A 19,735-nucleotide genomic window follows, 5' to 3' on the forward strand; every position below is an offset into this window, starting at 1 on the left:
GCCACATGGCCAGGCATTCCTTCGGTGGCAGCCCCGCCGACATAGCCATGGAGCGCGTCAGCAGCGCCCTCGTCATCCGAGGCGGCGCCAGCGGCACGGTGTGGGATGCGGCCACCGGCGGTAACCAGCTGACCGACCTTACCGACATGGCCGGCAACGCCATCACGCAGATCGTCAGTGACGATAACGGTGGCGTGCAGTTCTACGGGCCCGACACGGTCACCCGCTGCTGGGTGGACTTCGGGTTCGGCCGCTACCTCATGCAGGCCAACGACCTGGGTGCGGACGTCGAGGCGCTGCGCACCTCGGTGAACTCGTCGATCAGCACGCTGACCACCGCGGTGTCCGGCGTGCTGTCGCAGACCACCGTGGACGCCAAGGGCGACCTGCTCGTCGGCAGCGCGAATGACGCGATCGCACGGCTTGGTGTTGGCGCCTCCGGCCAGCAGCTGGTGGCCGACTCACTCGCAGCGACCGGGGTGCGCTGGTCGAATGCGTGGCGACGCCGGCACCTGCCGGACCAGCTGACGGTGGACTCCCTTTCGACGCTGACGCCGACGATGACGACGACACAGCAGTCCACGTCGACTATCGCGAGCGCGCAGGCGCTCCTGCCGCCGGACACGGGCCCGTTCCTGTACCTGGGCGCTGGCTCTTTCACCTACGGCACCGGCGTGCCGGACTCCAGCTACTACCTGCCGACGTCCCGCTACCCCAACACCTACGCGTCCGGTCAGGCGAACTGGGCGGTGTCGTTCTGGACGGACGCCTCCCAATTCGAGATCAAGTTCAAGTACGTTTCGAGCACGGCCACCATGTACCGGCTGACGGTCGACGGCCGCAAAATGACCGACCTCATGCAGTCGTCCGGCGGCACCACGGTCGGAAGCTCCCACGTCCTCAAGGTCAACTTTGGCTCCAGTACGCCACGGCTGATCCGCTTCGACTTCACCACCATGCCCTTCGGCGGCCTCTTCCTGGCCCCGGGGGCGACCGCTTGGAAGCCGTCGTCGCGCGGCGGCCGGCTCGGCATCCTCGGCGACAGCATTTCGGATGGCTCCGCACAGAACACCGGCGCCGGCTGCGGCACCTGGACGTACCGTGTAGCCCGGCTGCTGGGCTGTGACGACGTGTGGGACCAGGCCCGCGGCGGCACCGGATACATCACCCCCGGCTCCTACGCGGTGTTCGGCGACCGGGTGGCGGGCGACATCACCCCGTACTCCTTCGACAGGCTGATCGTGTCTGGCGGCTACAACGACAACGGCGGCAGTCAGAGCAGCATCGCGTCGGCCGCGGCGAGCCTGTTCACCGCACTGAAGGCTGCGGTCGCCGTGGGTGGGGAGATCTACGTGATTGGCTGCCACTCGCCGACGGGATCACCAGCTACGTCGATCACGAACACGGACAACACGATTAAGGCGGCCGCTACCTCGGCGGGCTTGCCGTTCATCTCCCCGCTGAGCGGCAGCGTGTACGACGGCGCCGGCACCTTGGTTACCACCCAGGGCGCCTGGATCACCGCCGCGAACGCGGCGACGTACATCGGGGCCGACGCCGTGCACCCCACCGACGCTGGTCACGTCTACCTGTCCCGCCGCATCTACGGGGCGCTGCGGGCGCTCATGCCTGCCTGATCCGTCGCGAGGGTTGAGCCCCGTCGGCGCGGCTCGGTACGGTCGTTGTGCAGGAAGGTGCCGCCTCGGGAGTCCTACCGTCAGACGACGGCGGGACTTTCTCGGTCCGGAGCGACCCGGTCGTCGGTAGGGATGGAGAAGTCGCCTCGACACCCGCATGCACACCCGTCGAGCATGCCGCGCTGGATCAGCCGCCGGCTCTTCGCGTCGAACAGGTTGTCCGGCACGTGCCCAACGACGGCTTCGACCACTTCCTTCACCATCTGGCGGTTGGTGGTGTTGCCCCAGATGTTCTTCGCTGCGGTGTCACGCACGGCCCCGAGGTAGAGCTCATCGGGGATGTCCTTGCACTGCATCCGCCGCCCGTGGATGAGCTGGATCGACTCGTTGGCACTCATCCAGGTGCCTCCTGTTGTTCGCGCCCGTCGAGGCTGTGGTGGATGACTACCTGTCCGGTGACGCCGCGCGGCATACGGGAAGGGAGCACGGTCGGCCCGCACGGGCAGCGGTGGTGTGTTCGTGGACGATCGCGTTGTCGAGCGGGACTGCGTGCACCGTGTCGTCTGCCGTCGGACGCCAGCCACTGGCTGCTCACTCGTCGTCCTCCTCGAAGGCGTTGATGAAGCCGCTGTTCTCGATGGTCTGCGCGGCGGTCATCATGCCGAGGGCGGTCACCCAATCCACGGATTCCGAACGGCCTTTGATGAGGGTGACGGAGCCGTCAGCTTTGATCGCCTTCAGGATGATGAGCGCATCCGTTGGCAGGTCGCCCTCATCCAGGTCGACGGTGACACCCAACGCGTCGAGAAGCTGACCTATCTGCTGCTCAGCCATGAACGCCTCCTACTCACTGCTGCCGCTTGTTGAGGTCGACGCGGTCCCGCGTGAAGTGGCGGACGATCAGCCACACGGCGGCCCCGACGGCGATGTAGCCGACGATCCACGGCCAGGAAACGTCGTCGCCGCCGCGATGATGGCCGTTGAGGATATGATCGGATGCGGCACCGATACGGGGTGTGGGGCGGGCACCGGCATCAGCCAGTCACCACCTCGTAGCTGGCAGCGAAGATGTCCGGCTTGCAGGGGTAGAACTCGCCTTGAACGCCTCGGATAACGTAGTCGCCGAGGTCGACCCAGTGCAGGCCCTCCAGCGTTGAGATGATCATTCGGCCGTCTCGCGGGTCGATGCTTACGCCGCTGGCTGGGTACGGCGCGCGTCCTTCGATGACGTCCATGGGTTCGAATGATCCGAGCGTGTTGCTCTCGATCCACTGATAGACGGTGTGCGTCTCGGCGGTCGATCCATCGAAGAGCATGGCTTCGATCTCGACGGCCTTCTTGCGGTAGCGGGCCATGGCGCGCCTCCTGTGGGTTAGATGTCGCCTTCGGCGGCGATGGTGATGCGCCGGGCGAAGAGGGTGAGGGTGACCTTGGCGGGCTCGTCTTCGCTGATCTCGTGGACCTGAATGCGAGCCCCTTCAGGCATGGCGACTTCAACACCGTTGATGCGAACGGCGTTCGGTAGGACGAGGCTGCTGCCAGTAGTCGGCCCGCGCTCGATGATGTCGATGACAGCGCCGGTCGGCCGGTTACGCGCGGGGGCATCCTCGGGCATGGCGGGGGCTCCTAGCAGGTGATCGTGTCGATGTCGGCCTCGCCGTCGAGACCGTGGGCTTCAGCGAGGGCGAGGATGGTGTCGCAGTTGCCGCGCCCTTCGGTCACGCCGTCCCAGTCGTGGCAGGTCTCGCAGCCGAACCCTGCGGTTGCCGGGCCGTAGCTAGGGTTGATGACGACGGTGGTGTGGGGGTGGGCGGCGAGGATCTTCCGATCGGCAGCGCAGCGGCGTCGTGCAGCAGCAGGGGAGCTAAGCGCAATGAAGGATGCAGAAACGGGCTGCATGTTCTCTGCGACGAGACGCCCGCTTCCGTCGACGATCCGGAAGCTGTCAGTGCGGGCATCCCAGCGAGCGACCCAGCCGCGCCCGTGCTCCTTGTCGAGATTGCGCAGGACGCCCTCGACCTGCGCGATCTGTTGTTTGATCCAGTCGTGCAGGCCGGGCGTCACGTCCCACTCGGCGACCGTCACGGTGACAGGGGTCGTCTCGCTGTCATGTAGCCCTGTCCTGGTCGGCTGCCGCTGGCTCACGATTGGTACTCGGCCCGCTGTGCGAGCCAGCGCCGGATCTCTTGTTGGTGGAGGGCATCGGCGAGAGCGTTGTGCTGTCCCGATGCCTGCTGCGGCAGGTCCGCGCCGCTGAGACCGAGGCGCTCGGCTTCCTGCTGAATGTCGTGGCTCCACATAGGAAAGCCCTCGGGAAGGTCCATCATCGTCCCGAACAGCTGACAGAGGGCAACGTGGTCATACGCCCCGTAGTTCGCCCTTAGTTCGACGTGCGGCAGCATGCCGGTCCGGTCACGGTGGGCGGTGTCGAGCGCGAAGTCCTCGACCTCGCGGGCGATCTGCGCGCGCGTCTTCACCTTGTCGAAGTCCGGCTTGTCGGGATCCCAGGCGAGGAGGTCACCGTCGGGCCCCGTGCCGAGCGTGAGGGGCAGAGTGGAGACGACGTTGCGCATCAGCCAGTCGTTGGCGAGGAGGGCGGAGAGGTCGCACTCACGGCTGATGGCGTAGTACCTGCGGTCTTGCTCGTTGACCATGCCGATGGAGACGAGATCGATCTGCCCTGACGTGCGGGCGAATTCGCAGTCGTAGTCGATAACGGGCATTGCTGCCTCCGGTGCGGGTTGGGTGCGGGTTGGTGGTGGCGGAGCGGGACCCGCACGGCCGGCTCCGCCACCGGGTCAGGACCGTGACCCACACCCACAGTACCCCGAAGCCTTGGAATCGTAGGCTAAATGGATAGTTGAAGCTACGATTTAAAGGTGAAGGTGTGGCGTGTGGTCACACCACGCGCCCACCGGAGGCACCACATGGCCAACCCGCTCACCGCCGATCAACTCGTCGCCGCCCTCAGAGCCGAAGGGCTCACCGTGCACGAGCACGACGGCTGGCGGACACACAGCCGTGACGCCGCCACCGGCAAGAACTTCGGCCCCGTCTACGGCGTCCTCATCCACCACACCGCCGGACACGGCGACCGTGAAATCTGCTACAACGGCCGCTCCGACCTGCCGGGTCCGCTCTGCCACTCATGGCTCGGCAAGACTGACGGCCTGTGGATGATCTCCTCGAAGCGCGCCAACCACGCCGGTCTCGTCGACGCCGACGTGATCGCCGCACTCCGCGCCGAATCCGCACTGCCTCATGACGACCAGGCCAACTATGACGGCAACGACTCCCTCTACGGCCTGGAGATCGAAAACCTCGGCAACGGCAAGGACCCCTACCCGGCCACCCAGTACCGACAGGCCGTCCTGTGGGCAACAGCCCTGTGCCGCGCCCACGGATGGAGCGAGCGCAGCATCGCCGGCCACAAGGAAGCACAGCCCGGCAAGATCGACCCGTCGTTCGACATGGACGTCTTCCGCACCGACGTGAAGAAGCAGTTGGCCACGCGGCCCGGCAAGCCCGCGACGCCACCGCCCACCCCCTCCACTCCGCGCGTCGACCTGTCCCAACTCATCGGTGCGGCGAAGGCCGACCCGCCCGCCAAGCAGGGCCACGTCACCTATCGGGCTGGTGTCAATCTGGTCGAGGCGGCGCTCGTCGCCGAGGGTCTACTCGCCCGGACCTACGCGGGCGACGGTAGCTACGGCACCACCACCCGCGACGCATACGCCCGCTGGCAGCGATCCCCGGCCGGTGGAGGTTACACGGGCAAGAACGCCGACGGCATCCCCGGCAAGGCCAGCTTGCAGCGGCTCGGCGCCCGGCACGGCTTCGTGGTGGTCGCATGACCGCAATCGACTACGACCTGGAGTTTCTAGAGGACGGTCGCACTATCGAGCTGATCTCCATCGGCATGGTGTGCGACGACGGCCGCGAGTACTACGCGGTGAACCGGGACATGGCAGTGCGCCGCATCCGCAAGCACAAGTGGTTGATGGAGAACGTCGTCCCGAGCCTGCCGAAGGGGCACGGGGACCGGCGCATTCACATGCCGAACTCCTGGCTCTTCGACTATGCGGACCCCGTCGTGAAGCGGCGCGAGCGCATCGCTGACGAGGTCATGGACTTCATTCGCGCCGCAGGACCGGACGTCGAGCTGTGGGCGAACTACGGGGCCTACGACCACGTCGCGCTGGCGCAGTTGTGGGGCCCGATGATGGCGCTCCCCGAAGGCGTGCCGATGTTTACCCATGACATCCAGCAGGAGCGCTCTCGACAGGGACTTGCCTGGGGCGACCTGCCCAAGCAGGAGAGCGGCGAGCACAACGCGCTGGCAGACGCACGCCACAACCAGACCGTCCGGCGCTGGCTCGCCGAACGAGCGCGGGAGTCGGCGTGATTCTGAACCTGACGCCGCATCCGATCCGCCTCTACGCCGAGGACCGGCTCGACGGCATCGACGATCTGGAGCCCGGCCTGCGGCTGGTGATCGAGCCGGAGGACACCCCCGCCCGTCTCACCATGGTCTCGGTCGGGATCCTGCGTACCGAACTCCGCGACGGTGTCCCCGTCGAGACCATCCAGTACGGGCACGCCCATGGTCTCCCGGATCCGCACGACGGCATCTCCTTCGTTGTCTCCCTGCCGGTTGCGCTCGCGCTGATACCGCACCGGTCTGACCTCCTCGTCCCCTACCGCGAGGTCAGGAATGCCTCCGGCACCGTCATCGGCTGCCGCTCGCTCGCACAGCCCGTGTGACCACACCCATCAAGGAGAGAAGCATGCGCATCTTCGGCAGAGAGCCCGTCGTCATCCTGAACACGCTATCCGCCGTCCTCGGCCTCGTGGTCACGCTCGGCTTCACCGGGCTCACTGCGGAACAGGCCGGCGCGATCGTCGGCTTCGTCACCGCGGTCTTCGGTGTGGTCGCAGCAGTCATGACCAGGCCGGTCGCCCCGCAGGCATTCACCACCGTGGTGGCTGCGGGCGGAGTGCTCGTTGCCACCTTCGGCTACGAGGCGTCCCAGGCAACCATTGGCGCCGTCAACGGCGTCGTACTGGCGGCGCTGACGCTGCTCACCCGACCGCAGGTCTCGCCGTCCAATCCGGGCGCGCCGGTTGCTGGCTAGCCGGAGGCCACCGTGGGCGACGAGCCGACGAACGGCGAGTTGGCGAGGCGCCTGGACGCCGGTTTCGACGACCTCAAAGAAGATATGCGGGACTTGGCTGGCCGCCTCGACACCAAGGTCGACGCGAGCCTCCTGACGCTCCAGCAGCAGGCCCAGGACGAGCGGACCCAGGGGCTGGCGGTGCGCCTCGCCGCCGTCGAGGACGCCCGCCAGAAGGAAGCGGACGCCCGCCTGGAGGAGACCCGCAAAGCCGAAGCCCAGCGGGCAGCCGACCGGCGCCTCATCCTGACGTCTCTGGTTGTGCCGCTCATCCTGCTGCTCTTGCAGGTGTATCTCGCGAGCCGAGGGACGAAATGACGGCGACAGGACTGCACCGATCTGACCCAGGGCGCAAGCGACGCGCCGACATCATCTACATGGCAGGAGTCATCCTGCTGGTGGCCGTGCTCGCGTGGATCGTCATCACCATCCAGTCGCTATCCGCGTCGCTGCACCAGGCCCTCGCTGATCGGGATGCTCTTGCCCGGCAGGTGCAGCGCATGGGCGGGGTGCCGGTCGCCGGGCCGCGTGGCCACCCGGGGAAGGACGGCACCAGCACACCCGGCCAGAAAGGCGACAAGGGAGACCGTGGCGAGCCGGGCGCGAGGTCCACTGTGCCTGGGCCGCGCGGCCCCAGCGGGTCGCCCGGCATGAACGGGAAAGACGGGCAGCCTGGCACCCCTGGCGCGGACTCCACTGTGCCTGGTCCGCCCGGAGCCACAGGGCCCGCCGGCCCTAGCGGGCGTGGTGAAGACGGCAAGGACGGCAGAGACGGCAAGGACGGTCAGGCCTGCCCCGAGGGCTACACCCTCGAACCCGACCCTGAGGACCCCGACACCCTCGTGTGCCGGCGAAAGGGCGCCGACACCAACCCGACCCCCACCAGCAGTCCGAGCCCGAGCCCGAGCCAATCACCCAGTGAGACACCCCTGCTGCCCGATCTGCTGGGCGGCAGGTTGACCAGGAGGGGCGGAGCATGACCGCACCACTATCGGGCCTTCGCCCCCTCGGCGGCAACGCCATCATCGTCGTCGTACTGGCCACCGTCGCTGTGCTCGCCGGGGTCCTCGTGTGGATGCAGACCACCGCACAGGACCGGCTCAGCACGTTGCGCTCGGGCCAGACGACCGGCCAGGCGCAGCGCACGGACCAGCAGCAGCTGACGTGCGCCCTGTGGGCGATCCTCCGCAAGGATCACTCCGCGCAGCTGGATGCGGCAATCAAGAAGGCAGCAGACAAGATCTGTTCGGATGTGCCCACGCCGACGCCCTCGTCGAGCACCACCCCCTGAGCTCACCCGTAGTCGCCGGCCATGCCCTTCTTCAACGCGGCCAGCTCGGGCCCGGCGTCGGCCGCGGGGACCCTCCACCGGTACGCCTTGCCGGCGCCGTCGGTGTACAGCAGGGTCCCGCCGCGCTGGGCATCCGTGATGTCGAAGGCGCGCGACGTCCACTTGTAGGTGCCGGCCTGCACCATGCCGCCGCTCTCGAACCCGTTCGGCACGATGCTCGACGCATCACCATCCCCTGCGGCCAGGGCATGCCCGTCTGGTGCGATCCACTGCCAGCCGCCACCCTCGATCGGCGCGGACTCTGCTGCGGCTACCGCGTCCGCCGCCCGGTCCTTCACAGTGACGATGGCGTACACGCCGCGCGCCGACGTGTAGCCCATGGCCTTCTTCACGTACAGGACGCTGGTCGGCGTGACCTCGAGGCCACCACCCCCGGTCTCACCGCCGACAGGGTTCTGCGCGCCGATCGTTGCGACGGTCTTGCCGAGTGCCATCGCCCCGCTGGCCTTCTTGGGGGCCTTTCCGCCGGCGGCTTGGCAGTGCTTCACCCAGTCGGCCTGGGGGACGCTGGCGTCGTCGCAGTCGAAGCTGCTGCTGGCCTTCGGCTTGGCGTCGGCTTCCTCGGCGCCGTTGGCGCTGCAGGCCGCGAGGGTGAGACAGCTGGCGGCGAGAACTGCCGCAAGGATCGTGGTGCGCATCGTGCCCCCTGGTGTGTGGATTGGGCACGGTAAGGGGAGCGTTGAGCCGGCGAGGAGCAGGAGGCGCGTTTCGTGACCGTAACGTTGCATGCTCAACAACCGGCGGCCGTTCTTCACGCGAGGGCCGTGCGTGCGGCGGATCCGTGCGCGATGATCCCGCCATGACGAGCCTCCCCTGGCGCCCAGTGCGCACCCTTGAACTGAACGACAAGCTGATCCCCGACCCCAACGCCCAGCACATCAAGCTAGACCGACTCCACGGGGTGCGAGTCGCCATCGACGGATCCTTCCTCCACATCGATCCGCGTCCTGAGGGCGAATGGAAGAAGCCGGGGGAGTTCACCATCTACACGGTCCCGGCGAGTAACGTCCTAGTCATGGAGTCCCAGGAGCAGGTGAAGTCCGGCAAGGTCGTTGGCTTCTGAGGTGTACCCCCAACCCCGCCCCTGCTTCGGCAGGCGGCGGGGCGATTTATTGTGCCGTCAGCAGAGCCCGCGCCCGTAGTCGAGCACCTCGGAGATGTCGACCTTCAGCCCGTTGCCTAGCTCCTTGTCATCGGCCCAGATCGGCTTGACGGATGGATACCCGGCGTCCTGCGCGGTGCCATTGACGCCGTACTCGGTGCCGCCAGCCTCGAAGGTGACGGACACGCCATCACGGCATCGAAGGGTGCCGATATCGACGGTGAACGGCCACTCCTTGAACCGGCCGGCGGTGACGACGGCTACGTGAGTGTCGGATACCGGCGGGCCGGGGGTGGTGGCGTCGTCGCTGGGCTCGATGCTCGCGCTGCTCAGTGTCGGTTCCGCGGTCGAGGCATCGTCCCGGGTGCTGCAGCTCTGTGCCCAGGCCAGGACGAGCATCAACGCAAGGAAGCTGCCAGCGATGGCGCTACCGGTCTTGCTCGTCTGTCGCGGCTCGTCGGCCAATTCGTCCCCCTCGGTCAGCGGAAGGCGAATGTAGTCCCCTGTAGCCAGGCGGATTGGCTGCGTTACCGAACCGCGACACCATGCCGGGCGCCCGCCTGACCGCAGGATGCGTCTGAGAGAACCCCGCACACCCCAGGCGGCCCAGTCCACCCTTGTGCCACAGGTGCAGGTAGTCTCCACACACCGATGGGCGCAGGAGGAGGGCGGTCACGGGCCCACCTCTCGCGTATCCGGCTCTTCTCCCGTGTCGTCTTCGCGTTCTTGCTGGCAGTACGAAGCGTGGACGGGCTCCCAGCCATCAGGAGTCATGCCTTCCACGGGTTCGCGGTGGTAGCGGCCTCCACATTCAGGACAGGCCGCGGGCCCGTTGCAGCAGCAGCTGGGGCAGGGCCCTTCCGTAGTGTGCTCTCTGCTCCACCGCTGCTCCCCTCCGTCGTAGAGCTTCCACTGGAATCGACTCATCGTGCCCGCATCCACGCAGCCCCTCCTTGTATGGGGCAACATGCCGTATCGCGGCCCCGCTCCTTCCTGGAGCGTGGCCCTTCGTTGCGCCTGGAGTCAACTGCATCTGCGTCACGGCCGCGGCTAGACTCCGCATGCCGACGCCCCGCCTGCTTTCCTCAGGCGGGGCGTCGCTCTGTGCTGGCTCAGGTCCTGCGGTCCTTGTCGTTGGGCGGCGTCCAGGGAATGCGGGTGATGCCGGCCCACACTGCGAGCGCGCCGCCGAGGATCGGCACGAGGATGCGGAGCACGATCTCCAGCATGGTCATGGTCGTACTCCTCGTTTCTCGGTGGTGGTGTGCGCGATAGCCCGGACGGCGAGCGCATCGGCTTCGATGTCGACGGCTGCCGCGAAGTCGCGGGCGTCAGCGATGTCGTGGGCGTTGGTGCGGCACGCCTCGGCCACCGCCCGCAGCAGCACCACGACCGCATCGCAGCCCATGTACGGCTGACCGTCCCGACCGGTGACGATCGGGATACCCGTCACCGTCGGCTGGGCTGGCGTCTCATTGGAGTGCGGCACAGGGGGATCCCTCGCTTCTCAGCATTCAGTTGGGGATTTCGTCAGCGCGCACGGTCTCGAAGTGCCACCAGCGGCCGTCGGACCACTGCATGACCTTGGCGGTGTCGGCGCCGGACCGGAGTCCCATGCGGACATGCGCGAATGCTTTGGCCTCGCTGGTGTGCTCAATCTCGACCAGCTGAATCCCGTTCTGCGTCAGGATGACGCGCCACGGATTGCGGGGCTTGGTGGGCATGGTCAGCTTCCTCGCTTCTCGGTGATGCGCTTCTGGGGGAGGGGCTGGTTGAGCGCGTCGCCCAGCGCGTGCATGGAGTCGGTTGCCTCGTTGATGTGATGCGGGTCGAGCAGCGCCCCGGACTTCTCGGTGTTGTTGATAGCGGTGGAGAAGGTCGAGACGAGGTCATCCGGCATCCGGTAACCGACGACCTTGCCGAAGCCGGGGCCGGCGGCCACGATCGGTGGCTGCATTCCGTCCGGCCACCAGCCCATTCGCACGCCCCGTTCCAGGGTTCGCTTTAGCGGACCGCTGTGGCCGCGAAGGCTGGAGCCCTCTTCGTCGCGGAGCTCTTCGGCGGGGACGTACCCGTCGCGGGAGGCCGCCTCGCGGACGATGCGCCGTGAGGGCTCCGGCAGCGACACGTAGTACTGCTTGGCCCGATCCACTGTCCACTCGGTGTCGACCTGTACTTGGGCGCCATGTTCGGCGAGTAGGGCCGTGAACTTGTCGAGGAAGCCGGGTTCTGGGTCCTCGACGGTGACGACGATGCGCAACGCGCACTCCTTACGTTAGACGTGCGGTAGATGCTGAATTGACGAGGTGAAGGTAGCGCGACACCGCACGTCTGTCTAGCCTCAATGCACGGTTAATTAAAGGAGGTTGACGGTGTGACGATCGTGCTGTGCACCCGTAATCTCGCCGCACCACCCTCGATAACATGCCGTATCGGGGGTGGCGGGGCCAGGGAGAGGTCCGGTGGCAGTTGCCTCAGGGGTTCGCGTAGATCAGGCGTCGCCACTGCGATCTGCGATGGATACCGTCTGCCAAGCAAACCCGAGCTGCTCATCATCGGCATCCGGATTGATGTGGATCTCAAGCCCGCGTGTGTGAGTGACTCGCTTGATCTCCCGCACCTCGACGGGGCCATAGGTGCCGTCTGGGCGGCTCTTGTTCAGGTTGTAGATGATGTCGCCGACCTTGAGGCCTTCGGCCTTGATCTTCGTCAGGCGAGGGCTCATTGACTGTTCCTCCGTTGGGCGAATCCTCGCTGCGAGCTTGGCCGCGAGGCTATAGGCGGGATGGTTGTCGAGCTGTCGCCGGCGCCGGTTGTACCGCTGGGTGGTGCGCGGATCGGAGTGCGAGACAGCGTCTTGCACGTCCTGCAAGGCCACGCCGTTGGCCAGGTTGTCGGTGATGAACTGGTGCCGCAGCGTGTGAGGCTTGATCGATGCCGCTTGCGGAATACCGGCTCGGCGGGCGAGGACGCGCAGGTGCTTCCACACCTCGGGCTGCGTCCAGCGCCGGCCGGAGTCGGTGACGAACAGCGGCCCGTCCGCGCGGTCGCCGAGGTAGGCGACGAGCGCTTCGAGGGCGAGCGGGGGCACGGGCGCGGGTCGCTTCTTGCCGCCCTTCTGGGTGAGGGGCAGGGTGCGGTGGCCTCGGTCGTAGCCGAGCTGGTCGGCGTCGAGGGAGAGGAGTTCGTCGACGCGGGCGCCGGTGAGGTAGAGGAGCATGACGAGGGCGTAAGAGCGGGGTGCCCAGTCGGCGGCCGTCTGGATGAGCCGGGTCGTCTCCTCTTCCGTCATCCCTTCGGTGGGCGAGTAGTCGGGGTCGACGTAGGGCCGGTTGACGGCGGCGAACGGGTCGTTGTCGACGGCTTGGAGTCGGGCGGCGTAGGTGTAGAAGCTTCCGGCGGCGGCGAGGGCTTGGGCCTGGGTGGTCTCGGCGGGCGGCTTGCCGTTGCGGGTGGGGGTCTTGGCGAGGTGCTTGGAGTAGGCGTCGGCGAGCGGCAGCTTCGCCTGGAGCGGGTGGATCTTGCTCTTGCGGGCGTACTCCTCCCACGCCTTGAACGTGCGCACGTAGGCGCGCCTCGTGTGCCGGGACTTCTGCCGCGCGACCCAGCCGCCCGCGATGGTGGGCAGCGGGTCGGCGTCGCCGTAGAACTCGGCAAGGTGGTCGGCGAGAGCGCGGGCTTCGTCGGGCCAGTCGTCGCGGGGGTCGTGCCGGTCGGTCGACAGCTCCGCCGACTGGCGTGGGACGAGGGCGGTCATGCACTCTCCATACAGATACGGTGCGGGCGATGAGTAGCAAGTAGGGACTCAGGCCACGATCTTCAGCGCGGTCCTCGGTATCCCGCGTTCGATCAGTAGATCGCGCAGCCATTCGGCGTCCTCGTGGTCCTCGCAGGCCACCTCGACCAGGTCGCCCGGTATGGCCGCAGTGACCGTGGTGAATCGGGAGGCTGGCCCGTGGGCCCTGTAAAGGGCCCACCAGTTGGCCGCCTCGCGAGGCGAGTAGAGGTTCACCGCGACCTCGTTGACGCGGAGGGCCGCCATTATGCGGCCTGCGTGTAGAGCTCGGACCGAAGCCGGGAGAAGAAGATCTCGCCCTCTCCGGCATTGGTGACTCCGGCGTCGATCATGTCGCCGATCAGGGCGCAGAACTGGTACGGGGTCATGGCCTTGATGTGAGCGATCAGGATTCCGTCCACCCGGTAGCCGGCGATGTGCTTGTCGTAGGCCATCCAGGCGCCGAAGGCAGCGCGGAAGGTCTGCTCGCGGTCGGCGTTGTAGTAACCGGTGCTCCAGGCGGCGTTGGTGATGCACTCCAGGATCTGCGCCTGAAGGTCGCGGCCCTGACGGATGCGGCGGGTGCGGGCGCCGATGCGGAGGAAAGAGCGCATCTCGCGGGCGAAGTTCTGGCCCTTGGTGGAGCGGGCTGCGAGCTTGGCAGCCTTCTCGGCCTTGCGCTCCGCGGCGAGCAGGTTGTCAGCCGCGGCCTGCGCGGTGTCGCCCTTGGCGGAGACCTCCGCGCGGGTGGCGGCCCAGGTCATGTTCGGGCAGAGGCGAAGGCTGATGTCCGAGGCGGTCCAGGTGACGGCGCTGGTGGCGGTGAGGGTGATCTGGGTGCCGTTTACGGTGATCGCCGTGGTGTTCATTTCCTTCTCCCCTGCTTGCCGCTTGTTTCTGTACCTACAGAATGCGCCTACAGGCGGCCCTTGTCAAGCGGTCCCGGCAGATGGATGCTAGTTTCTGTACCTACAGACCCGAGGGGGAGAGATGGCCAGGCCAGCCACCGGACAAACGCCGCTGCGGAACATCCGCGTACCCGACGACCTGTGGAGCGCCGCGATGGAAGAGGCGAAGGCGGAGGGGCGCTCACTCACCGATGTCATCGTGAGCGACCTCCACCGTTACGTGAACAGGAGGCGGCGGGAGCGCGGAGCCCTGGAGGGTGAACCATCTGACACCTCGGAGCAGTAAGCCCTGAGCATGTATGGATCATCTGGGATAACTGTCATTATCAACCATGGACTTGAGTCCGTACCAGCACCTTCGAGCATCCGTTACAGATCATCTTGAAGTGGAACTTCGGGGAACGCTGCGCGCTTCAGACCTAGCGTCGGGCTCCAAAGTGGATGCACACTGCCGCATGAGCGACGAGAGCCTCGACAACGTGATCCGCCTATTCGCCGTACAGTCGGAGCGCCGTCAAGCGGCCAAGCCGCCCAGAGATGACGGCTGGGCGAAGTGGATCGAGATCTGGGAGAGCATCTACCTCAGCCGCGAGCAGACCTTGGCTAACCCTGCGACAGCTGCTTCCCTGCGAGTGGCGGCCGAGGTGGTGAACCTCTTCCTCGACGGGGCCTGCGCCACGGGCTCCATCACGGAGGAGCAGAGGGACAAGCTGGTTAACGTCATCGTCGACACCGCTCAGGTGGCGGCAGACGAGTTCAGTGGCTGATCGGGGATGAGGCGCGACCGTAGCACCCAAGGGAACGCTATGCGCTAGCAGGTGACCCAGGAGCCCGTCCGGTAAGGTGGCCCTGGTCCGATGTCAGGCGGCGCTGTCGCCGTTCCGGTCGATGCCGCCTTGGCGGCGTGCGCGCTGCTGTCGGCGGTTGACGAGAACCTGCATGGCCGTGCGCCGGCCATGACGGTGGTCCGCTTTGCCCCACAGTCGGGATGGCGTCTCGTGCTCATGCCACAACACGAAGAAGGCGCGGCGTGCGTTCCGTAGGTGGCTGCCGAACGTGGCGTAGGACTTGCCGACAGCTTCCGCGGCAAGCGCCTGGTCAGCGTGCGCAGCCATCGCCAGCAAAACCTGCTGATGTGTTGCGGATAGGCAGGGCCAGATCTCCCGCAGTGCCTGCCTGTCGACCACCGCGTCCTCCGGCGATGGGGAGACACGGCGGGATAGTTCCCAGTACCGCTGGAATGCGGCAACGTCCCCCTCGCTGCTGCCCCATTCACGGGCCACCCCCCAGGTGCGACGCTGGTCTTGAACAAGCCGGTCGACGGCTCGTGCTCCAACCAGCCTCAGGTCGCTGCGGGTGGGCGGCACTTCGGCGGTGTACAGGCCTTCGGCGATGGCATGCCAGGCGGCTTCGTAGCGATCGGTGTAGTCCATGGCGCGGGCGAACGCGAAGTGGACGCTGGCGCGGGATAGGTGGTCGATGTCGTCGAGGGTGTATCCGTGACGGAGTGCCTGCACGGTGTGGTCCTCTCGCGATTGCCGAGCCTGAGCCGTGGTGCCCGGGGTCAGGCCGTGTTGCCGCCCACGGCTGCCTGCTGCTCCTCCCAGGGGATGAGGCCGAGGGCGCAGCGGAGGTCCCACATGCGGAGCGTCTTGCGGCGGACGTCGACCAGCCCGGCCACCCGCGCCAGCGCTTGGGCGTCGGCGGTGCGCTGATAGCGGGCACCCGCGCGATGTTCGTCCAACTGGCGTTTCCACTCGGCCGCGTCCCACTCCGCTTTGTGGAGGCGGCGCATCAGTTCCAGGTGGGACAGGCCGTAGTAGCCGTCCCGGGTGAATATGCGGTGCTCGTCCTCAGTGGGCTGTTCGACGGGCAACTCGGTAACGGTGTAACCGCCATTGCGGTTGGGGGTGAGGTGGCGCCCACCGCCCGCGGGAAGCATTGACATGGGGGACCTTCCTTCAGCTAACAGGCCCGACCCCGAAGGGCCGGGCCGTCCGTTTCAGATGGGCCGGGTGGTCTGCCCGTATCCGGGAGCGCTGTTCATCTGCTCGTCGGATGAGAACCAGGAGGTCTTCGGCTCTCCCGTGACCACGTTGATCCCGCCGATGAGGTGGAAGCCGGGCAGGTCCGGGTGGGGGCGGTCGATGACGCCCTCGTAGGCAAAGGACTTGGTCTCGCCGCGGAAGGTGATGCCGTAGCCCTCGACTCGGACACGGTCGCCGTGGCGGGGCTCGTAGGTACCGGCCGGGGTGGTGGCGATGGCCATGGGCCCTCCTTGGTGTTGGTAGCGGGTAACCCGCTTGCCGATACCTCATTTATAGACCTCTATAAATGAGCGTGTCAAGAGGCCTAGAAAAGAATCTTCAAGACCTCTAGAGTCGCAGCATGGACATCACCCCTGTCGGCCTCGCCAAGGAAGCCATCGAGCGAGCCTTAGCGATCACCGAACCAGCCGTGCGCGCACGCGCGATCACCGACATCATCAAGGCCGTCGAAGACGATGCCCGCCTCAAATCCACCCGCAAAGCAGACGTCCTACTGCTACGCGAGACCCTCACCCTGAGGGAAGTGTCAGAGAAGGTGGGCCTGTCGATCGGGCGCGTGGATCAGATCGCAAAGGGGACGGTGACGGGTCGTCGCAGCAAGACGCCCCGCGAGGACGCCTAACGCGCGGGGCTGCCCACGTTTCGGATGATCCGCGTCCGACCTCTTCCCCGGGGCGTGAGTAGAGGCGCATCCTGTGCGTGTCGGCCGCGACCTCCCCAAGGCGCTGTACCGGCTCCTGCGCCCCGCCCTCGTTGGCGGGGCGCTTTGTCGTTCCGGCCCCCCGGCCGCGGGTGGCACGCCATGATGTCGCCACACAACTGACCTTGGGGGACACATGCGCATCCGTACTGCCGCTGTGGGCATCGTTCTGCTGGCCGGACTCGCTGCGGGCTGCGGCCAGAGCTACGACGAGATGGCCAACGACTGCCTGGCCGCGTTGAAGGCGCGCCCGGACGGCGACACGTCCAAGCCGTCGGAGTGCGCGGACATCAAGAAGGACGACTACACAGTCCTCGTGGGGAGCCTCGCGCTGGATGACCTGGGCTGGACAGACGAGAACGGACGGTTCGACGAGAACAAGATGCTCGACGACCTCACCAAGGACGACAACAACTGATCGCCGGAAGGAACGCCATGAGGCGCAGTGCTCAGCTCGACAGTCGCGAGGAAGCGCAGGCTTGGGTGGACAGGAAGGGGGCGCCGCCGCGTCTTCGACGGCCGATCCTCACCAGTGCCGAGGGGCGGGCAGCGCTGGCCGCAACCCGTGACGACCCATTGGTGCACGCTGGCGCCGCGCTGATGCTGCTGGCTGGCCTGCGCCCGCAGGAGGTCTCGGAGTTGCGGGTGCAGGACTATACGCTGGGGGAGCAGCGGCTGCGGGTGGGCGGTGCACGCCGCTCACGGACCATCCGCATCGCCCCATCCGCGACTGCCGCTGTAGACGCCTACCTCGAAGACCAGGACACCGCCCCGGACGAGCCGCTGCTGGTCGGCCTTCAGGGGGTCAAGGTCGTGACGCTGTTCTCGGCGGCGATGCGGCGGGCAACCCTGAATGTCCGCGTGGGTGACCTGCGCAGGGCGGCGATGGCTGCCGTGATGGAGGATGGGGCCCCGGTGCAGCAGTTGGAGGCATACTTCGGGATCAGCAAGCCGCCCGCCCGCAAGGACTTGGTGCCGGTGCGCGAGGGCTACGACGCGGGGATTGCGGCCGTGTTGGAGACTGAGTTCGCCAGCTAGCCGCCCTCCTGCCTGCCACGCTGTTCCTGGGGCCCGCCGCGCATCCCCCGTCGCGGCGGGGCCCGTTCGTTCCCGCGCATCCCTGCGACACTGGGCAGATCTATCCCGCCCCCGTCGTGCCGCGGCGGGCGTCGCGTTCTTCGAAGGAGATCCTGGTGGATGAGCTGGTGCGGTGGCTCGGCGAGCAGCTCGCCCGTGACCGGGAAATCGCGTGCGAGGCCAAGCGCGTCATCGGCGACGACTGGGTCGTTGATGAGGGCGAGTACGGCTTCGTCCTGTCCGACGGCGACACTGTGGCCTATTTCGAGGACGTGGGCGGCGGAACGGCGATGAGTCGGGCCGCTGCCGTGCACGCGGCTGAACATGATCCGGCTCGGGTGCTGCGTGAGATCGACGCCAAGCGGCGCATGCTCGGGCGGATCAACAGTCACGCCGCCGTCATGGGCCAGGACGAGGTGCACGGCGACCTGCTGCGCCTGCTCGCCCTGCCTTACGCGGACCGGCCCGGCTACCGCGAGGAGTGGCGGCCGTGAAGCCGCCGCGCCCCTGACGCCCCACTTCGGGGGGCGGTCCGCTATCCGATCCCATAGTCGTGTGGCTGTCCGCCGCGCCATTCGACCCAGGCCGGGTCGTCGATGATCTGCTCGGGTTCGTCGATGCCGGCTCGGCGTAGGAACTCGGCGAGGTCGAGGTCGTCGTAGGCAAGGCCCAGGATCTGCCCGCGCGCGGTGACGCGCCGGCCGCCGGTGGCGGACGCCGGGTGCACGACGATCGGAGCCTGGTCCCGCATCCCTCCAGCCTGATACGGGCGGCCGCGGACTGCAGGTCAGAGGATGCCCAGCTCTGTGTCCGGGCGGCAGAGCACGCAGGGTTCCAGGCCCTCGGCGAGGGCGCGCATCGCCTGGTCGCGACTGATGGGACGGGCCCGGCCGCCCGCGGTGCGGCATCCCCCGACGTGCACTGCGATCGGCTGACCCTCGCCGCCGATGCTGAGCTGCAGCACCCAGTCCGGCGGCGGGGGAGGGGCGGCGCGCTGCTGCTGGGCGTCGCGCTGTCGGGCGGCGGTGATCGCCTCGTCGACCTCGGCCAGGGTGAGCTGCAGCCAGGTCCTCAGTGTCAGGAGGCGGGGTAGATCTGGCGGCAACTCGCTCATGAGTTCGATTCTAGGCTCTGTCGGCGCCCGGCGCTGTCAGTGGCTGCCCGTACCGTGGTCTCATCACATCCGCGCTGCGGCTGGCTGCGGCGGCGCTGCTACCCCGCCCCGCCCCGGAACAGCGCCCGAGGCGGGGTGTCGGCGTTAGAGTCGGATCGTCCAGCGGTCCATTGGCAGGATCAGGTCCGCGGTCTCGACTGGCCGCCCCGCTTCGTCGAGGCGTGTGCGCACGAGGCGGTAGGCCGGGCTGTCGACCGTCAGCCCGAGAGCGTGGGCTTGGGTCTCGTCGAGGTGCATGACCTCGACCTCGGCAACATAGCTGGCGTGCGGACGGCGGCGTCCACGCCACCAGCTGCACGCGATGAGGGCCGATCTGCCGCCAGGGTCGAGGCACTCAAGTACCTCGTGATTGAGTGTGGCGCCCACTGGGGCGCCTAGCCGCTCGGCTAGCTGCTCACCGGCTTTCCACGCGCCGCTGGCGATGCGCTCCGCCTGGTATGGCCAGTCGCGGTCGGGGGCGATGAGTGCGCGCATGACGGGAGGATGCGCTACGTAGAGGCGGCTGCGCTGCTCACCTTCGACGAGTCCACGCTTTCGGAGGAGCGCCATCGCGAGACGGATGGTCTGCTCGTGGACTCCGTATTCGAGGGCTAAGGCCGCCCGGGAGGGGAGTTGGTCGCCGGGGGCCCAGAGGCCGGCGGCGATCTGCTGGGCGAGGTCGGCGGCCACGCGGCGGTGCGCAGCCTCCATCGCAACCCGTCCCTAACGATCTTGTTTCTGACGTGATCGCAAGGGTAGGAACGGGGGCGTCCGCTTGATATATCAAGATAGGTGCCCGATGCAGCTGAT

At 67.4% G+C, this 19,735-nt stretch carries 35 protein-coding genes and 1 pseudogene; 14 read left to right on the top strand and 22 right to left on the bottom strand.

Going from position 1 to position 19,735, the window contains the following annotated elements:
* Positions 1-5 precede the first annotated feature (5 nt).
* On the top strand, positions 6-1,637 hold the full coding sequence (locus ACFV1J_RS17965) for an SGNH/GDSL hydrolase family protein (protein ID WP_385859114.1): 1,632 nt from the start codon (positions 6-8) through the stop codon (positions 1,635-1,637).
* Between the two features lie 80 nt (positions 1,638-1,717).
* Here the strand turns inward: ACFV1J_RS17965 and ACFV1J_RS17970 are convergent, their stop codons facing one another.
* The 6 genes from ACFV1J_RS17970 to ACFV1J_RS17995 all read right to left on the bottom strand — a co-directional run bounded on the left by ACFV1J_RS17970 (position 1,718) and on the right by ACFV1J_RS17995 (position 4,360).
* Positions 1,718-2,035, bottom strand: coding sequence for a hypothetical protein (locus ACFV1J_RS17970; RefSeq protein WP_385859116.1), 318 nt, complete (start codon positions 2,033-2,035; stop codon positions 1,718-1,720).
* Positions 2,036-2,228: 193 nt separating this feature from the next.
* Positions 2,229-2,471 carry a hypothetical protein gene (locus ACFV1J_RS17975; RefSeq protein ID WP_385859118.1) on the bottom strand — a complete coding sequence of 81 codons (243 nt, stop codon included), beginning with the start codon at positions 2,469-2,471 and terminating at the stop codon, positions 2,229-2,231.
* A 200-nt stretch (positions 2,472-2,671) separates the two neighbouring features.
* Entirely contained in the window at positions 2,672-2,992 is a 321-nt protein-coding gene (locus tag ACFV1J_RS17980; RefSeq protein WP_385859120.1) for a hypothetical protein, read from the bottom strand.
* A 17-nt stretch (positions 2,993-3,009) separates the two neighbouring features.
* On the bottom strand, positions 3,010-3,252 hold the full coding sequence (locus tag ACFV1J_RS17985; protein WP_385859122.1) for a hypothetical protein: 243 nt from the start codon (positions 3,250-3,252) through the stop codon (positions 3,010-3,012).
* A gap of 11 nt (positions 3,253-3,263) precedes the next feature.
* On the bottom strand, positions 3,264-3,722 hold the full coding sequence (locus ACFV1J_RS17990; protein WP_385859124.1) for a DUF6221 family protein: 459 nt from the start codon (positions 3,720-3,722) through the stop codon (positions 3,264-3,266).
* A gap of 56 nt (positions 3,723-3,778) precedes the next feature.
* On the bottom strand, positions 3,779-4,360 hold the full coding sequence (locus tag ACFV1J_RS17995; protein ID WP_385859126.1) for a 3'-5' exoribonuclease domain-containing protein: 582 nt from the start codon (positions 4,358-4,360) through the stop codon (positions 3,779-3,781).
* Positions 4,361-4,564: 204 nt separating this feature from the next.
* Here ACFV1J_RS17995 and ACFV1J_RS18000 point away from each other — a divergent pair, with 204 nt between their 5' ends.
* The 6 genes from ACFV1J_RS18000 (at position 4,565) to ACFV1J_RS18025 (ending at position 8,102) form a co-directional block, all read left to right on the top strand.
* Positions 4,565-5,491, top strand: a complete 927-nt coding sequence (locus tag ACFV1J_RS18000) for an N-acetylmuramoyl-L-alanine amidase (protein WP_385859128.1) — start codon at positions 4,565-4,567, stop codon at positions 5,489-5,491.
* On the top strand, positions 5,488-6,042 hold the full coding sequence (locus tag ACFV1J_RS18005; RefSeq protein WP_385859130.1) for a hypothetical protein: 555 nt from the start codon (positions 5,488-5,490) through the stop codon (positions 6,040-6,042). Before ACFV1J_RS18000 ends, ACFV1J_RS18005 begins: the two co-directional genes overlap by 4 nt.
* Positions 6,039-6,401 (top strand): hypothetical protein, encoded by a 363-nt coding sequence (locus tag ACFV1J_RS18010; protein WP_385859132.1) that lies wholly within the window; start codon positions 6,039-6,041, stop codon positions 6,399-6,401. Before ACFV1J_RS18005 ends, ACFV1J_RS18010 begins: the two co-directional genes overlap by 4 nt.
* 23 nt (positions 6,402-6,424) lie before the next feature.
* Positions 6,425-6,772: a hypothetical protein gene (locus ACFV1J_RS18015; protein ID WP_385859133.1), complete on the top strand. Its 348-nt coding sequence runs from the start codon at positions 6,425-6,427 to the stop codon at positions 6,770-6,772.
* Between the two features lie 12 nt (positions 6,773-6,784).
* The gene (locus tag ACFV1J_RS18020) at positions 6,785-7,129 is read left to right on the top strand and encodes a hypothetical protein (protein ID WP_385859135.1); all 345 of its coding nucleotides are present in this window, start codon (positions 6,785-6,787) and stop codon (positions 7,127-7,129) included.
* Positions 7,130-7,787: 658 nt separating this feature from the next.
* Positions 7,788-8,102: a hypothetical protein gene (locus ACFV1J_RS18025; RefSeq protein WP_385859137.1), complete on the top strand. Its 315-nt coding sequence runs from the start codon at positions 7,788-7,790 to the stop codon at positions 8,100-8,102.
* 2 nt (positions 8,103-8,104) lie between these two features.
* Here the strand turns inward: ACFV1J_RS18025 and ACFV1J_RS18030 are convergent, their stop codons facing one another.
* Positions 8,105-8,800: a hypothetical protein gene (locus tag ACFV1J_RS18030; protein ID WP_385859139.1), complete on the bottom strand. Its 696-nt coding sequence runs from the start codon at positions 8,798-8,800 to the stop codon at positions 8,105-8,107.
* Positions 8,801-8,961: 161 nt separating this feature from the next.
* On the opposite strand from ACFV1J_RS18030, the gene ACFV1J_RS18035 reads away from it, so the two are divergent.
* Entirely contained in the window at positions 8,962-9,225 is a 264-nt protein-coding gene (locus tag ACFV1J_RS18035) for a hypothetical protein (RefSeq protein ID WP_385859141.1), read from the top strand.
* Positions 9,226-9,282: 57 nt separating this feature from the next.
* On the opposite strand, the gene ACFV1J_RS18040 is transcribed toward ACFV1J_RS18035, so the two are convergent.
* From ACFV1J_RS18040 to ACFV1J_RS18075, 8 genes are all read right to left on the bottom strand, one after another.
* Positions 9,283-9,729: a hypothetical protein gene (locus ACFV1J_RS18040; protein WP_385859143.1), complete on the bottom strand. Its 447-nt coding sequence runs from the start codon at positions 9,727-9,729 to the stop codon at positions 9,283-9,285.
* A 647-nt stretch (positions 9,730-10,376) separates the two neighbouring features.
* Positions 10,377-10,499, bottom strand: coding sequence for a hypothetical protein (locus ACFV1J_RS18045; RefSeq protein ID WP_385859145.1), 123 nt, complete (start codon positions 10,497-10,499; stop codon positions 10,377-10,379).
* Positions 10,496-10,753, bottom strand: coding sequence for a hypothetical protein (locus ACFV1J_RS18050; RefSeq protein WP_385859148.1), 258 nt, complete (start codon positions 10,751-10,753; stop codon positions 10,496-10,498). The genes ACFV1J_RS18045 and ACFV1J_RS18050 overlap by 4 nt, the downstream gene beginning before the upstream one ends.
* Positions 10,754-10,778: 25 nt before the next feature.
* Positions 10,779-10,988 (bottom strand): hypothetical protein, encoded by a 210-nt coding sequence (locus ACFV1J_RS18055; RefSeq protein ID WP_385859150.1) that lies wholly within the window; start codon positions 10,986-10,988, stop codon positions 10,779-10,781.
* Positions 10,989-10,990: 2 nt separating this feature from the next.
* On the bottom strand, positions 10,991-11,524 hold the full coding sequence (locus ACFV1J_RS18060; protein WP_385859152.1) for a hypothetical protein: 534 nt from the start codon (positions 11,522-11,524) through the stop codon (positions 10,991-10,993).
* A gap of 231 nt (positions 11,525-11,755) precedes the next feature.
* Complete coding sequence (locus ACFV1J_RS18065; protein WP_385859154.1) at positions 11,756-13,021, bottom strand: tyrosine-type recombinase/integrase; 1,266 nt, start codon at positions 13,019-13,021, stop codon at positions 11,756-11,758.
* 48 nt (positions 13,022-13,069) lie between these two features.
* Complete coding sequence (locus ACFV1J_RS18070; protein WP_385859156.1) at positions 13,070-13,306, bottom strand: hypothetical protein; 237 nt, start codon at positions 13,304-13,306, stop codon at positions 13,070-13,072.
* On the bottom strand, positions 13,306-13,908 hold the full coding sequence (locus ACFV1J_RS18075; RefSeq protein WP_385859158.1) for a hypothetical protein: 603 nt from the start codon (positions 13,906-13,908) through the stop codon (positions 13,306-13,308). The genes ACFV1J_RS18070 and ACFV1J_RS18075 overlap by 1 nt, the downstream gene beginning before the upstream one ends.
* A 121-nt stretch (positions 13,909-14,029) precedes the next feature.
* Between ACFV1J_RS18075 and ACFV1J_RS18080 the strand changes: the two genes are divergently transcribed.
* Both ACFV1J_RS18080 and ACFV1J_RS18085 read left to right on the top strand, forming a co-directional pair.
* A complete protein-coding gene (locus tag ACFV1J_RS18080; protein WP_385859160.1) occupies positions 14,030-14,233 on the top strand; it encodes a hypothetical protein in 204 nt (67 codons plus the stop codon).
* Positions 14,234-14,402: 169 nt separating this feature from the next.
* A complete protein-coding gene (locus ACFV1J_RS18085) occupies positions 14,403-14,714 on the top strand; it encodes a hypothetical protein (RefSeq protein ID WP_385859162.1) in 312 nt (103 codons plus the stop codon).
* Positions 14,715-14,807: 93 nt separating this feature from the next.
* Here the strand turns inward: ACFV1J_RS18085 and ACFV1J_RS18090 are convergent, their stop codons facing one another.
* The 3 genes from ACFV1J_RS18090 to ACFV1J_RS18100 are packed head-to-tail and all read right to left on the bottom strand — an operon-like array spanning position 14,808 to position 16,216.
* Entirely contained in the window at positions 14,808-15,464 is a 657-nt protein-coding gene (locus ACFV1J_RS18090; protein WP_385859164.1) for a hypothetical protein, read from the bottom strand.
* A gap of 47 nt (positions 15,465-15,511) precedes the next feature.
* Positions 15,512-15,895 (bottom strand): hypothetical protein, encoded by a 384-nt coding sequence (locus ACFV1J_RS18095; protein ID WP_385859165.1) that lies wholly within the window; start codon positions 15,893-15,895, stop codon positions 15,512-15,514.
* A 54-nt stretch (positions 15,896-15,949) separates the two neighbouring features.
* Positions 15,950-16,216, bottom strand: coding sequence for a hypothetical protein (locus ACFV1J_RS18100; protein WP_385859167.1), 267 nt, complete (start codon positions 16,214-16,216; stop codon positions 15,950-15,952).
* A gap of 119 nt (positions 16,217-16,335) precedes the next feature.
* On the opposite strand from ACFV1J_RS18100, the gene ACFV1J_RS18105 reads away from it, so the two are divergent.
* The 4 genes from ACFV1J_RS18105 to ACFV1J_RS18120 all read left to right on the top strand — a co-directional run bounded on the left by ACFV1J_RS18105 (position 16,336) and on the right by ACFV1J_RS18120 (position 18,266).
* Positions 16,336-16,617: a hypothetical protein gene (locus tag ACFV1J_RS18105; RefSeq protein WP_385859169.1), complete on the top strand. Its 282-nt coding sequence runs from the start codon at positions 16,336-16,338 to the stop codon at positions 16,615-16,617.
* 214 nt (positions 16,618-16,831) lie between these two features.
* Entirely contained in the window at positions 16,832-17,113 is a 282-nt protein-coding gene (locus tag ACFV1J_RS18110) for a hypothetical protein (protein ID WP_385859170.1), read from the top strand.
* A gap of 17 nt (positions 17,114-17,130) precedes the next feature.
* Complete coding sequence (locus ACFV1J_RS18115) at positions 17,131-17,733, top strand: tyrosine-type recombinase/integrase (protein ID WP_385859172.1); 603 nt, start codon at positions 17,131-17,133, stop codon at positions 17,731-17,733.
* Positions 17,734-17,888: 155 nt separating this feature from the next.
* Complete coding sequence (locus ACFV1J_RS18120; protein WP_385859174.1) at positions 17,889-18,266, top strand: DUF6221 family protein; 378 nt, start codon at positions 17,889-17,891, stop codon at positions 18,264-18,266.
* A gap of 41 nt (positions 18,267-18,307) precedes the next feature.
* On the opposite strand, the gene ACFV1J_RS18125 is transcribed toward ACFV1J_RS18120, so the two are convergent.
* The 4 genes and pseudogenes from ACFV1J_RS18125 to ACFV1J_RS18140 all read right to left on the bottom strand — a co-directional run.
* A complete protein-coding gene (locus ACFV1J_RS18125; protein ID WP_385859176.1) occupies positions 18,308-18,523 on the bottom strand; it encodes a hypothetical protein in 216 nt (71 codons plus the stop codon).
* Positions 18,524-18,559: 36 nt separating this feature from the next.
* Complete coding sequence (locus ACFV1J_RS18130) at positions 18,560-18,886, bottom strand: DUF6233 domain-containing protein (protein WP_385859178.1); 327 nt, start codon at positions 18,884-18,886, stop codon at positions 18,560-18,562.
* Positions 18,887-19,030: 144 nt separating this feature from the next.
* Positions 19,031-19,420: a UTRA domain-containing protein gene (locus tag ACFV1J_RS18135; RefSeq protein WP_385859213.1), complete on the bottom strand. Its 390-nt coding sequence runs from the start codon at positions 19,418-19,420 to the stop codon at positions 19,031-19,033.
* A gap of 75 nt (positions 19,421-19,495) precedes the next feature.
* Positions 19,496-19,636: pseudogene (locus ACFV1J_RS18140) on the bottom strand (GntR family transcriptional regulator); the annotation flags it as partial.
* Between the last annotated feature and the right edge of the window lie 99 nt (positions 19,637-19,735).

Origin of the sequence: Streptomyces sp. NPDC059649 (assembly GCF_042734445.1) — a bacterium.
GTDB lineage: Bacteria > Actinomycetota > Actinomycetes > Streptomycetales > Streptomycetaceae > Streptomyces.